Origin of the sequence: Citrobacter sp. Cpo045 (assembly GCF_030332875.1) — a bacterium.
GTDB classification, from domain to species: Bacteria; Pseudomonadota; Gammaproteobacteria; order Enterobacterales; family Enterobacteriaceae; genus Citrobacter; species Citrobacter portucalensis.
Genome location: NZ_JAOWGZ010000103.1, coordinates 665,743 through 678,705, shown reverse-complemented (window position 1 = coordinate 678,705; position 12,963 = coordinate 665,743). Strand labels below are relative to the sequence as shown.

Below are 12,963 nucleotides of genomic sequence, written 5' to 3'. Positions count from 1 at the left end.
TTGCTGAACGAGGAAAAGACGTATGTGCGGTATTGTCGGTATCGCCGGTGTTATGCCGGTAAACCAGTCGATTTATGACGCGTTAACGGTGCTCCAGCATCGTGGTCAGGATGCTGCGGGCATCATCACCATTGATGCCAACAACTGCTTCCGCTTGCGTAAAGCAAACGGAATGGTGAGCGATATTTTTGAAGCGCGCCATATGCAGCGTTTGCAGGGCAATATGGGCATCGGTCATGTGCGTTACCCAACGGCTGGCAGCTCCAGCGCCTCCGAAGCTCAACCTTTTTACGTCAACTCACCGTATGGCATTACGCTTGCCCACAATGGCAACCTGACCAACGCGCATGAGTTGCGTAAAAAGCTGTTTGAAGAAAAGCGCCGCCACATCAATACCACTTCAGATTCTGAAATTCTGCTGAATATTTTCGCCAGCGAGCTGGATAACTTCCGCCATTACCCGCTGGAAGCCGACAATATTTTTGCGGCCATTGCGGCAACCAACCGCCAGATTCGCGGCGCCTATGCCTGCGTGGCGATGATTATCGGTCACGGTATGGTTGCCTTCCGCGACCCTAACGGTATCCGTCCGCTGGTGATGGGCAAACGCGATATTGGCGATGGCCGTACCGAGTACATGGTGGCGTCTGAGAGCGTAGCGCTGGATACGCTGGGCTTTGAATTCCTGCGCGACGTAGCACCTGGCGAAGCGGTGTACATCACCGAAAAAGGCCAGCTGTTTACCCGTCAGTGTGCCGATAACCCGGTGAGCAATCCATGTCTGTTTGAATACGTTTACTTCGCACGTCCTGACTCCTTTATCGACAAGATTTCCGTCTACAGCGCCCGTGTGAATATGGGGACTAAGCTTGGCGAAAAAATTGCCCGTGAGTGGGAAGATCTGGACATCGACGTAGTAATCCCAATCCCGGAAACCTCCTGTGATATCGCGCTGGAAATTGCCCGTATTCTCGGTAAGCCGTACCGCCAGGGGTTTGTGAAAAACCGCTATGTGGGCCGTACCTTTATCATGCCGGGCCAGCAGTTGCGTCGTAAATCTGTGCGCCGTAAGCTGAACGCTAACCGTGCGGAATTCCGTGATAAAAACGTGCTGCTGGTGGATGACTCCATCGTGCGCGGCACCACTTCTGAGCAGATTATCGAGATGGCGCGTGAAGCCGGAGCGAAGAAGGTGTATCTGGCCTCCGCCGCCCCGGAAATTCGCTTCCCGAACGTTTATGGCATCGATATGCCTACGGCGACGGAGCTGATTGCGCATGGTCGTGAAGTGGACGAGATTCGCCAGATAATCGGCGCAGATGGTCTGATCTTCCAGGATCTGAACGATCTGATTGAAGCTGTCCGTGCTGAGAACCCGGATATTCAGCAGTTTGAATGTTCAGTATTTAACGGCGTGTACGTTACCAAAGACGTCGACCAGCAATATCTCGATTTCCTCGACTCCCTGCGTAATGACGATGCCAAAGCGGTATTGCGTCAGAACGAAGCGGAAAACCTTGAGATGCACAACGAAGGTTAAAACTGGACATGCCGGATGGCGACGCATCGCGTCTTATCCGGCCTACAGTCCATCATCGTTGTAAGCCGGATAAGGCGTAGCCTCCATCCGGCTTTTTTATGGCTACACCTCGTCGACCCAAATTCGCATTTCTCCTTCGCCGCGGTTGGCCCAGCTAAACCACGGGATAAAGGTCAGCGTCTGCTTCACAAGCGCCGTCTGGCGATTATCAAAGCTGTATAGCGGCTTATCCTCATGCGCGCTCAACACGCGTACCCCTTCCGCCTGTAGCAGCACTTTCCCTTTCAGCATGCCAACGCCCTGAATCTTACGAAACGCGCTCACCTTCGGTAGCGACAGGTTGTGCAATTGTGCGCCGTTATCCGCCTCTTCCAGACAGTAGACCAGCGGCCCGCGCTGGATCGCCACTTTGCCCGCCGCGTGGCGCACCTGAGGATTGGCATACACGCGACGAACGGGCATCGGTAGATTCAGGGTAATGATATCTCCTTCCTGCCACAGGCGATGCAGGTGCAGATAACCTTTCACCATTTTGCCCTGAGCCGCTTCGCCGTTTACCTGCACCGTTGGTGCTGCGCACCACTCTGGCAGGCGCAGCGCCAGCGTGTGCTCGACTACTTGTGGCTGTTTAAAGCGAATCGAGACCTGCTCATCCCACGGATAGTTACCCTCAATCTTTAGCGCCAGTGTCTGAGCGTCAACCGTAAACTGCGCCTCGGTACCAGCATAGAAGTTAATAAACAGCGCGTCCGGGCGTGGGGTAAAAATATAGTGACCGATGGCGACCAGCGTACGGGCGATGTTTGGTGGGCAGCAGGCGCAGCCGAACCAGCGTTGGCGCACGGGTTTTATGTGGTCGTAAATATGGTTATGCGGAATACTTTTGGGCTGCGTTTCCAGCGGGTTCACATAGAAGAAATGTTTGCCGTCCAGCGCCATCCCGCCCAGCACCGTATTGTAAAACGCGCGTTCCATGACATCGGCATAGTGCGCGTCGCCTTCCATTTCCAGCATGCGACGGGCAAACATCATCAGGCCGATGGAGGCGCAGCTTTCACCATAGGCGGTATCATTCGGTAAATCGTAATCGCTGGTGAAGGCCTCGCCGATCCCTTGCGAGCCAATACCGCCGGTGATGTACATCCGGCGCTGCACCATGTTATTCCAGATGCGCAGGCAGGTCTGGCGCTTTTCTTCGTCGTTCGTCATGCGGGCGATATGCGCCAGCCCGGTCATAAGATACACCGAACGTACCGCATGGCCGACGGCTTCGCTCTGTTGCGCCAGCGGTTTGTGGGCGTGGGTATAGGCTTTATCTTTGACCATCCATGCCTCGCCCCAGTTATCCCAGTGCCAGGTGCCCCCGCGCTTAGCAAACTCAATATCGTAATAGTACGGTTGTTGGCCGCGCTCTTCGAGAAAGAAGCGTGCCAGCGCCTGATAGCGTGGTTCCTGTGTGACTTCATACAGGCGCATCAGCGCCAGCTCAATTTCCGGATGACCCGGATAGCCACGCAACTGGCCTTCGTTTGGACCGAAAACGGTGTCGATGTGGTCGGCGAAGCGGCAGGCTATCTCCAGCAGCCGACGCTTGCCGGTGGCGTTAAAAAAGGCCACTGCGGCTTCAAACAGATGCCCGGCGCAGTACATCTCATGGCATTCCGCAACGTTGGTCCAGCGCAGCCCCGGCTCTTTAACGGTGTACCAGGTGTTGAGATAACCATCTTCACACTGCGCTTTTGCCAGCAGCTCGATGACCTCATCGGCGGTCTTCTCAAGTTGTGCGTCCGGCTTTTGACTGAGTGACCAGGCCACGGCTTCCAGCCATTTAGTCACATCGCTATCCTGAAATACCATGCCATAAAACTCACCGTGCTCAAGTCCGGCGGCAATGCGGTAGTTCATCAGCGCGTGGCTTGGCTCCGCTTCAGGGATTTCGTCGTTCAGCGCCTGCCATTGATAGGGGATAACGACGTCGCGAATCAGACGCTGGTACTCTCCTAAAAACGGGTCGGTGATGGTGATGTTATTCAGGTCGGCTTCAATCACATCAGACTGCATCATGTTTACCTCAGGAAATGTGTGAATGTCGTTGGTGAAGATCGGTTGAAATTTGCTGCATCATCGGGCCGTTGAGACGGCATTTGAGCAGGCACAGCGCCAGCGCGAGATGGAAAATTGCGGGTACGATGCTTTGCAGAAGGGTGATGCCCTGAATCGATGCTGCGGTCTGGTTTTCCAGTCCCGGTCGATAGGCCACCATAATCAGAATCAGGCTGATAATGCCCCCGGACGATGCCCATGAGAGCTTGATAAAAAAGAGGTTGAAGGCGAAGTTCATGCCGGATGAACGAACGCCATTTTTCCATTCACCGTAGTCATCGGCAAAGGCCATAATGGAGAAGTGCAGCGGCAGGGTGAAACCCAGCACCACGTTGTTGATTAAGATACAAACCAGCCACAGGGTCTGGTACTGCGGCCCGGTCGGCAGAAAGTACATGGCGATACCGAAGACGAACAGCGCCAGGTTGGTGTAAAAATACAGTTTCACCATATCAAAGCGGCGGGAGAGGGGATTAACGATAATCGCCCCGGCAATGGATGCCACGGTCACCACGCCAAAAAACAGCGACATAAATCCGGCGCTGCCCTGCAGGACATAAGAGATAAAGTACATGTAGCCGCCGCCGCGAATACATAGAATGTTCACTAGCAGGAAGGACATCACCAGCATCATCAAGAGCTGATCGTTTTTACGCAGCCCGACCAGATGTTCGCGCAACGTAAAGCTGCCCGCCAGCGATAACGGTACGCGCTCTTTGACCCAGAAGAAGCACAGCAGAAACATCACCACGCCCACGGTACACAGTACCGTTACGCCATATTGGTAGCCTTTTGCCAGGTTGCCCTGCCCAAAGACCTCCACCATCCACGGTAATCCTACCGCGACCAGGAAACCCGCAATGCCGCTTAATACAAAGCGCCAGGACTGACAAGACATCACCTGATCGTGTCGATTAGTCACCGCGTTAATCAGCGCACAGTATGGAACGTTGTTAGCGGTATAGCCGATGGAGAGCAGGAAGTAGGTGCCAAAGGCCCAGGCAATTTTCGCGTTTGGCCCCATATCCGGCACGGTGAAAGTCAGAATGCCGATTACGCCGAGCGGTACTGCGGTCCACAGTTGCCAGGGACGAAAACGACCCCAGCGGCTGCGGGTACGATCGGCAATCACGCCCATCACCGGGTCAGAAACAGCATCGAAAATACGCAGAACAAAAAACATCGCCCCCACAATGGCCGGGCTTAAGCCAAAAACATCGGTATAGAAAAAGAGCAAAAAGCCGCTTATCAAATCTGAGATGCAGTGCCCGCCGGCATCGCCTAATCCATAGCCTATCTTTTCGCGGGTCGAAAGCGTCTCGCCCGCGTCAATTGTCTGTACATCAGTATCCAGGTTATCAGCAATTGTCATAACCAATCCTCGAACAGGGGATGATTTAAAGAGTCATTACGGCTTATCTCTGACAGTTTTTACTAAACAAGTAACGGCGATGAGAATAGATCTGCTGTGGAGTATTGGTATATGACGTGTTTCTTTCTCTGTGAAAATGATCTTAATTTTTACTAGAAAAATATTTTTAATAGTGATCTTAATCACAAGTGCAGGGTGGAGGAGCACGATTAGCGGTTCTGCTAGTGACTCTGTGGGGAAATTACGTATTGTTAATCGTCTGCTGTGAGAGTGATATTCTTACGGCTAATGGAATCAGACGTCGACTGAAGAACGCGTGACAGGTGCAAACAAACGGAATGGCGAAAAAGACCCGAATTAAAGACATTGCCGCGGCATGCGGCGTTTCTATTGCTGCGGTTTCCCGGGCGCTGAAAGGGCAACCCGGTCTTGGCGAGGAGACGCGTCAGAGAATACTGACGATTGCGCAGGCTGAGGGCTACGATTTTGGCCGTTTGCGCAGCGGTCGTATTAAACGCTTACTTTTTTTGCTGCATCGCGAACACAATATCGCCAGCGCGTTACCTTTCTATTCCACGGTGATGCTCGGCGTGGCTGAGGCTTGTCGGGAAAATGACATTGCGATGAGTTTCTTACCCATCGGACCGGAAGACTCGGTGGCGGAGATGATTAACCTGCACCAGCCCGATGCGCTTATCTGCGCCGGTTATCTGGAAGCTGAAATACTTGCTGAATTGCGGAAGCTGGCATTGCCTGTGGCGCTGGTGGATCTGTGGGCCGCCGACTTTCCTTGCGTCAACCCAGATAATTTTCATGGCGGATTTATTGCTACACGTCACTTGCTTGAACAGGGACGCAAGCGCATTGCATTTCTTGGACATTCGCAACGACATTACAGTATTCGCCAGCGCGTAGAAGGGTATCAGCAGGCGCTGTTTGACGCCGGACTCTCGCTTCCTGAGGAATATCAGGTTGAAGCGCCGCCAGTCAAAAATATTGAGCAGGCGCTGATTGAGGGGATGGACAAACTGCTGGCGCTGGCCCAGCCGCCGGACGCGATTTTTGCCTATAACGATATTGCCGCTCTGGTGGCGATGCGGGTCTGTGCGCGCAAAGGAATCAGGGTGCCGGAAGATATCGCCATTGTTGGATTCGATGATATTGATGCAGCGGCCTGGGCGCATCCGGCGTTAACCACCGTTGCGGTTGATAAGCACGAGCTTGGACAGGATGCGTTTCGTTTGCTGCTCAATGAGCAAGGGGAACGAAATCTGCTGCTGCCGGTTCGTCTGGTGGTTCGTGAAAGCTCGCTCAGTTCAGCGCCACATTCACAGTTGCGCCCGACGCCGTAATCCGGCAAAGTCTCGCCATTATGACGAAAAGGCTCTCACTGTGAAACGACTCATCATTGGTATTTCTGGTGCAAGCGGGGCAATTTACGGCGTGCGCCTGTTGCAGGTATTGCGTGACGTCACTGATGTGGAAACCCACCTGGTGATGAGTGCCGCTGCCCGGCAGACGCTGGCGCTGGAAACGGACCTCTCTGTGCGCGACGTGCAGGCGCTGGCAAATGTGAATCATGATACCCGTGATATCGCCGCCAGTATCTCCTCCGGCTCTTTTCAGACTGCCGGAATGGTTATTCTGCCTTGTTCAATCAAAACGCTTTCTGGCATCGTCCACAGTTACACCGATGGGTTGCTTACCCGTGCGGCAGATGTGGTGTTGAAAGAACGTCGTCCGCTGGTGCTGTGTGTACGCGAAACGCCGCTGCATCTGGGGCATTTGCGATTGATGACGCAGGCGGCAGAAATTGGGGCGGTAATTATGCCACCTGTCCCGGCGTTTTATCATCGTCCGCAAACGCTCGATGATGTGATTAATCAAACGGTTAATCGCGTGCTTGACCAGTTTGATATTACCCTTCCGCAGGACCTGTTCACCCGCTGGCAAGGGGCGTAAGCCGTTCCATCAGCGTGCAAAGAATCATCCGTTGCCCTGTTTCAGGGCAATTTTGTAACCGCGATCATATCCTCAACATTTAATTCGTTAAAACTCAACGAAACGCTGCGGTTCAACCGCCAGACCTGCTATCTTCAAAATCAGGACATTATTGCAACGTTTTATTAACATATTTAACGTCGAATATCCTCATCGACGTGAAAATGGCATAAGACATGCATGAAAAAGTCTGCAAACACACAACACAACGTAAAACATAATAAAATTACGCCACTTGAGGGTTATGTATGAAGAAGACGGTTCTTGCTTTGTCTTTGCTGGTAGGACTCTCCGCCACCGCGGCCAGCTACGCAGCACTTCCGCAGACGGTTCGTATTGGTACAGATACAACGTACGCTCCTTTTTCCTCTAAAGATGCCAAAGGCGACTTTGTCGGCTTCGATATCGATCTGGGAAATGAGATGTGTAAGCGCATGCAGATCAAATGCACCTGGGTTGCCAGTGACTTTGATGCGCTGATCCCATCGCTGAAAGCGAAAAAAATTGATGCCATCATCTCCTCGCTTTCTATCACCGAAAAGCGTCAGCAAGAGATTGCGTTCTCAGACAAACTTTACGCTGCAGACTCACGTCTGATCGCCGCGAAAGGTTCCCCAATTCAGCCGACTCTGGATTCCCTCAAGGGTAAACACGTTGGCGTCCTGCAAGGCTCTACTCAGGAAGCCTATGCCAATGACAACTGGCGCAGCAAAGGCGTGGACGTGGTGGCCTATGCGAACCAGGACCTCATCTATTCTGACCTGACGGCAGGCCGTCTGGACGCGGCATTGCAAGATGAAGTCGCGGCCAGCGAAGGCTTCCTGAAGCAGCCTGCTGGTAAGGATTACGCTTTTGCCGGTCCGTCGGTGAAAGATAAAAAATACTTTGGTGACGGAACCGGGATTGGCTTGCGCAAAGATGATGCAGAGCTGAAAGCCGCTTTCGACAAAGCGCTGGGCGAACTGCGTAAAGACGGCACCTACGACAAAATGGCGAGCAAATATTTTAATTTTAATGTCTACGGCGATTAATACAGCGGCGTGGGGAATTGACTGCACCATTGCGGGTAACCATTTCGGTGCATAATAAATTCAGTGCACTGTTTTGGTGCTTTTATCGCTGACTTAATAAGCATGAGTGCATACTTAAGCGCTTTTCATGCAAATAAATACCGCCGACAGGGTAGAATGCTTTGCCTTGTCGGCCTGATTAATGGCACGATAACTGCACCTGGTCCTGTAAAGATCCCCTATAAAAGACAGTCTGTTGAGGATAGTTATGAAAAAACTGGTGTTGTCTCTTTCTCTGGTTCTGGCTTTCTCCAGTGCTACCGCAGCATTTGCAGCCATTCCGCAAAAAATTCGTATCGGTACCGATCCTACTTATGCGCCGTTCGAATCGAAGAATGCGCAGGGTGAATTAGTCGGTTTTGATATCGATCTGGCTAAAGAGCTGTGCAAACGTATCAATACGCAATGTACCTTCGTGGAAAACCCGCTGGACGCGCTGATCCCTTCGCTAAAAGCGAAGAAAATCGATGCCATCATGTCCTCGCTTTCCATTACTGAAAAACGTCAGCAGGAAATCGCATTTACCGACAAGCTTTATGCAGCCGATTCGCGTCTGGTTGTCGCTAAAGATTCTGCTATTCAGCCGACCATTGAGTCGCTGAAAGGCAAACGTGTTGGTGTGCTGCAGGGCACTACCCAGGAAACGTTCGGCAACGAACACTGGGCGCCAAAAGGTATTGAGATTGTCTCTTATCAGGGGCAGGACAATATCTATTCTGACCTGACTGCCGGGCGTATTGACGCCGCGTTCCAGGATGAAGTCGCGGCCAGCGAAGGCTTCCTGAAACAGCCAGTCGGTAAAGATTACAAATTCGGCGGCCCGTCTGTGAAAGACGAGAAGTTGTTCGGCGTGGGTACCGGTATGGGACTGCGCAAAGACGATAACGAGCTGCGCGAAGCGCTGAATAAAGCCTTTGCCGAAATGCGAGCTGACGGTACTTACGAGAAGCTGGCGAAAAAGTACTTCGATTTTGATGTTTACGGCGGTTAATTACCGCAGGTGCTGATAAAGCCCGTAGATTTTTGACGCGTTGAATTTATGCCCGATGGCGCTGCGCTTATCCGGCCTACGGTGATTTTGTAGGCCGGATAAGGCAAGGCCGCCATCCGGCATTTAACGGTTAGTCTGAAATCAAAAGAGGCTTACTACTCCACCACACACGACAGGACAGGACAGGCAGCATGTTGTATGGCTTTTCAGGTGTTATTTTACAGGGCGCAATTGTTACGCTGGAGCTGGCACTCAGCTCGGTGGTACTGGCGGTTCTGATAGGTCTTGTCGGTGCAGCAGCAAAGCTGTCGCAAAGCCGGGCAATGGGGCTTATTTTCGAAGGGTACACAACGCTAATCCGCGGCGTGCCCGATCTGGTCTTAATGCTGCTCATCTTCTACGGATTACAAATCGCGCTGAATACCATTACCGATGCCATCGGTATCGGCCAGATTGATATTGATCCGATGGTTGCGGGCATTATCACCCTTGGATTCATCTACGGCGCCTACTTTACCGAAACTTTTCGCGGTGCGTTTATGGCTGTACCAAAAGGCCATATTGAAGCCGCGACGGCGTTTGGCTTTACCAGCTCACAAATATTTCGTCGCATTATGTTCCCGGCGATGATGCGTTATGCCTTACCGGGAATCGGCAATAACTGGCAGGTTATTCTTAAGGCTACGGCGCTGGTATCGTTGCTTGGACTTGAAGACGTGGTGAAAGCGACTCAGCTTGCCGGGAAGAGTACCTGGGAGCCGTTCTATTTTGCCGTCGTGTGCGGGGTCATCTATCTGGTGTTTACCACTGTTTCTAATGGTGTGCTGCTGTACCTTGAGCGCCGCTATTCCGTGGGTGTGAAGAGGGCTGACCTGTGATCGAGATTATTCAGGAATACTGGAAGTCCCTGCTGTGGACCGACGGATATCGCTACACTGGCGTCGCTATCACCCTGTGGCTTTTGATTTCGTCAGTAGTGATGGGCGGAATACTGGCACTCTTTTTGGCGATTGGTCGCGTTTCCAGTAATAAATTTATCCAGTTTCCCATCTGGCTGTTCACCTATATTTTTCGTGGCACGCCGCTGTACGTTCAGCTACTGGTGTTTTATTCCGGGATGTATACGCTGGAGATAGTCAAAGGAACGGACTTCCTCAACGCGTTTTTCCGCAGCGGGCTGAATTGCACCGTGCTGGCGCTGACGCTGAATACCTGCGCCTATACCACGGAGATTTTCGCCGGGGCTATCCGTTCCGTGCCTCACGGTGAGATTGAGGCTGCGCGCGCATACGGTTTCTCGTCATTCAAACTGTATCGCTGCATTATTTTACCTTCCGCGTTGCGTATTGCGCTGCCGGCATACAGCAATGAAGTCATTTTAATGCTGCACTCAACGGCGCTGGCATTTACTGCAACGGTACCTGATTTGTTGAAAATCGCTCGCGATATCAACTCGGCAACATATCAGCCGTTTACCGCCTTCGGTATTGCCGCTGTGCTGTATTTGATTATTTCGTATGTCCTGATCAGTCTGTTCCGTAAAGCGGAAAAACGCTGGTTGCAGCATGTATCCTCTAAATGATTCGAGTAACACGATGTCTGAAAATAAATTAAACGTTATCGATTTACATAAGCACTACGGCGAACATGAAGTGCTGAAAGGGGTATCGCTGCAGGCCAACGCGGGTGATGTTATCAGCATTATTGGCTCGTCAGGTTCCGGTAAAAGTACCTTCCTGCGCTGCATTAACTTTCTTGAGAAACCGAGTGCCGGGTCGATTGTCGTCAGCGGTCAGAACATTGGTCTGGTGCGCGACAAAGACGGCCAGTTGAAAGTTGCGGACAAAAATCAGCTACGCCTGCTGCGTACGCGTCTGACGATGGTCTTTCAGCACTTTAATCTGTGGAGCCACATGACAGTGCTGGAAAACGTCATGGAAGCGCCGATTCAGGTGTTGGGGCTGAGCAAGCAGGAAGCTCGAGACCGTGCGGTGAAGTATCTGGCTAAAGTGGGCATTGATGAGCGCGCACAGGGCAAATATCCGGTGCACCTGTCCGGTGGTCAGCAGCAGCGTGTTTCCATTGCCCGTGCACTGGCGATGGAACCTGAAGTGTTATTGTTTGATGAACCTACGTCAGCGCTTGATCCTGAGCTGGTGGGTGAAGTGCTGCGCATTATGCAACAGCTGGCTGAAGAGGGGAAAACCATGGTGGTGGTGACCCACGAAATGGGGTTTGCCCGTCATGTTTCCACGCACGTGATTTTCCTGCATCAGGGGAAAATTGAGGAAGAGGGCGACCCGGAGCAGGTATTCGGTAATCCGCAAAGCCCGCGTTTGCAGCAGTTTCTTAAAGGATCGCTGAAGTAAGTCAACAGCCCGGAGACGCTACGCTTTCCGGGCTTACAATTTTAGCGCGTCGCGCTCCAGCCGAAACACCCAGTCGTCGTAGGCGATGCCGTCAATCTCATACGCCTTTTCCAGTACCTGTGTACGTACAAAGCCTGTCTTTTCCAGAATACGGATTGAACCTTTATTATCCGCCAGCGCGTATGCGTTTATCGCCGTCACACCTGCATGCTCGAAGGCATACTGGCACACCGCTCGGACGGCTTCACTGGCAATACCTTTCCCCTGAGCCTGTGGCATGATGGCGTAGCCGAGGTCGGCTTCCTGCGGGTAAAGATGGCTGATTTGCAGACCAATATCGCCAAGTGGCGTCGGGCTGTTATGCTCGCGGATGACGAAAGTGTGCTGTGCGGCCAGACGTCTGGCGAATAACAGCCGCGTATCTTTCGCCGGGGCGATGTTGCCCATATAGCGCATGACTTCAGGACATTCACGGAGTTTCTGGAAAAATGACCAGTCAGAAAATTGAAACAAAGAGAGGGTAAGTCGGGGAGTCGATATTATCGCCATAACGTCGCCATTGCGGAAATCTGGTCTATAACCTTACCACCACAACGGCGACTGTGAATAGCGCTTAGGGGTTATCGGATGACATCCGCCAGCGCTTCTTCTAAATCGTACCAGCGAAACGTAAAACCGGAAGCTTCCAGGCGTTTGGGCAATGCGCGTTGTCCACCAAGGACCAATACTGACGATTCCCCCATCAGCAGTCGCATAGCGGTGGCGGGAACGCGCAGAATGGCAGGGCGGTTCAGAGCGTGACCCAGCGCGTGGGCAAACTGCTCATTGTGCACTGGGTATGGCGAAACCATATTGAAGGGACCGCGTAGATCGTTATTCAGCAGCCAGATAATTCCGTTGACCATATCATCAACATGGATCCAGGCCATATACTGGCGTCCATTACCGATCGGGCCGCCTAAGCCAAGACGAAACGGCGGGACCATTTTTGCCAGAATGCCGCCTGCTGAGGCCAGTACCACGCCGGTACGCAGCATACACACGCGGGTTTTGTCGCTTTGCGCAGTGCTGGCAATTTGCTCCCAGCGGGCGCACAGCTTGTGGGTAAATTCGTTATGCGGTGGCTCTTCTTCCGTAACCACAACTTCGCCCAAATCGCCGTAGTAACCGGTAGCGGAACCGGAGATTAACACTGAGGGTGGCGTCTCGCTCGCATTGATTAAATCGACCAGTTTCTGCGTAATGCCCCAACGGCTCTGGCACAAGCGTTCCTTTTGCTGTGCGCTCCAGCGCTTATCTGCAATAGGCTCTCCGGCAAGGTTAATCACGGCATCAATATTATTGAGATGTTGCCGCTCTTCCAGTCCTTTCCATAACGTGACCCGAGAGTCGAGAATCTGACGAGCCTTATCAGGGGTACGTGTCACTACGATTATCTGATGCCCCAGTTCCAGCAGGCAGGGGATCAGATGACGTCCAATCAGGCCAGTACCGCCGGTAATCAGAATCTGCATGTC

At 52.4% G+C, this 12,963-nt stretch carries 12 protein-coding genes; 8 read left to right on the top strand and 4 right to left on the bottom strand.

The annotated features are described in order from the left end of the window. The first annotated feature begins 22 nt into the window (after positions 1–22). On the top strand, positions 23–1,540 hold the full coding sequence (gene purF, locus OGY13_RS19205; RefSeq protein ID WP_003028127.1) for an amidophosphoribosyltransferase: 1,518 nt from the start codon (positions 23–25) through the stop codon (positions 1,538–1,540). Positions 1,541–1,642: 102 nt separating this feature from the next. On the opposite strand, the gene OGY13_RS19200 is transcribed toward purF, so the two are convergent. Both OGY13_RS19200 and OGY13_RS19195 read right to left on the bottom strand, forming a co-directional pair. Then, the gene (locus OGY13_RS19200) at positions 1,643–3,604 is read right to left on the bottom strand and encodes a glycoside hydrolase family 127 protein (protein ID WP_213752557.1); all 1,962 of its coding nucleotides are present in this window, start codon (positions 3,602–3,604) and stop codon (positions 1,643–1,645) included. Positions 3,605–3,611: 7 nt separating this feature from the next. After that, complete coding sequence (locus tag OGY13_RS19195) at positions 3,612–5,015, bottom strand: MFS transporter (protein ID WP_071445215.1); 1,404 nt, start codon at positions 5,013–5,015, stop codon at positions 3,612–3,614. Positions 5,016–5,353: 338 nt separating this feature from the next. Between OGY13_RS19195 and OGY13_RS19190 the strand changes: the two genes are divergently transcribed. The 7 genes from OGY13_RS19190 to hisP all read left to right on the top strand — a co-directional run bounded on the left by OGY13_RS19190 (position 5,354) and on the right by hisP (position 11,446). Next, a complete protein-coding gene (locus OGY13_RS19190; protein WP_191215528.1) occupies positions 5,354–6,367 on the top strand; it encodes a LacI family DNA-binding transcriptional regulator in 1,014 nt (337 codons plus the stop codon). Between the two features lie 40 nt (positions 6,368–6,407). Next, positions 6,408–6,977: a UbiX family flavin prenyltransferase gene (locus OGY13_RS19185; protein WP_003028125.1), complete on the top strand. Its 570-nt coding sequence runs from the start codon at positions 6,408–6,410 to the stop codon at positions 6,975–6,977. A gap of 287 nt (positions 6,978–7,264) precedes the next feature. Next, positions 7,265–8,047 carry a lysine/arginine/ornithine ABC transporter substrate-binding protein ArgT gene (argT, locus tag OGY13_RS19180; protein ID WP_006683634.1) on the top strand — a complete coding sequence of 261 codons (783 nt, stop codon included), beginning with the start codon at positions 7,265–7,267 and terminating at the stop codon, positions 8,045–8,047. Positions 8,048–8,294: 247 nt separating this feature from the next. After that, complete coding sequence (hisJ, locus tag OGY13_RS19175; RefSeq protein WP_003028120.1) at positions 8,295–9,077, top strand: histidine ABC transporter substrate-binding protein HisJ; 783 nt, start codon at positions 8,295–8,297, stop codon at positions 9,075–9,077. 191 nt (positions 9,078–9,268) lie between these two features. Next, positions 9,269–9,955 (top strand): histidine ABC transporter permease HisQ, encoded by a 687-nt coding sequence (locus OGY13_RS19170; RefSeq protein ID WP_003028118.1) that lies wholly within the window; start codon positions 9,269–9,271, stop codon positions 9,953–9,955. Next, on the top strand, positions 9,952–10,659 hold the full coding sequence (gene hisM, locus OGY13_RS19165; RefSeq protein WP_003028116.1) for a histidine ABC transporter permease HisM: 708 nt from the start codon (positions 9,952–9,954) through the stop codon (positions 10,657–10,659). Before OGY13_RS19170 ends, hisM begins: the two co-directional genes overlap by 4 nt. 13 nt (positions 10,660–10,672) lie before the next feature. Further along, on the top strand, positions 10,673–11,446 hold the full coding sequence (hisP, locus tag OGY13_RS19160) for a histidine ABC transporter ATP-binding protein HisP (protein WP_003028114.1): 774 nt from the start codon (positions 10,673–10,675) through the stop codon (positions 11,444–11,446). Positions 11,447–11,479: 33 nt separating this feature from the next. On the opposite strand, the gene OGY13_RS19155 is transcribed toward hisP, so the two are convergent. Both OGY13_RS19155 and OGY13_RS19150 read right to left on the bottom strand, forming a co-directional pair. Further along, the gene (locus OGY13_RS19155) at positions 11,480–11,995 is read right to left on the bottom strand and encodes a GNAT family N-acetyltransferase (RefSeq protein ID WP_071845290.1); all 516 of its coding nucleotides are present in this window, start codon (positions 11,993–11,995) and stop codon (positions 11,480–11,482) included. Positions 11,996–12,066: 71 nt separating this feature from the next. Next, a complete protein-coding gene (locus tag OGY13_RS19150) occupies positions 12,067–12,960 on the bottom strand; it encodes a TIGR01777 family oxidoreductase (RefSeq protein ID WP_003834782.1) in 894 nt (297 codons plus the stop codon). Positions 12,961–12,963 lie beyond the last annotated feature (3 nt).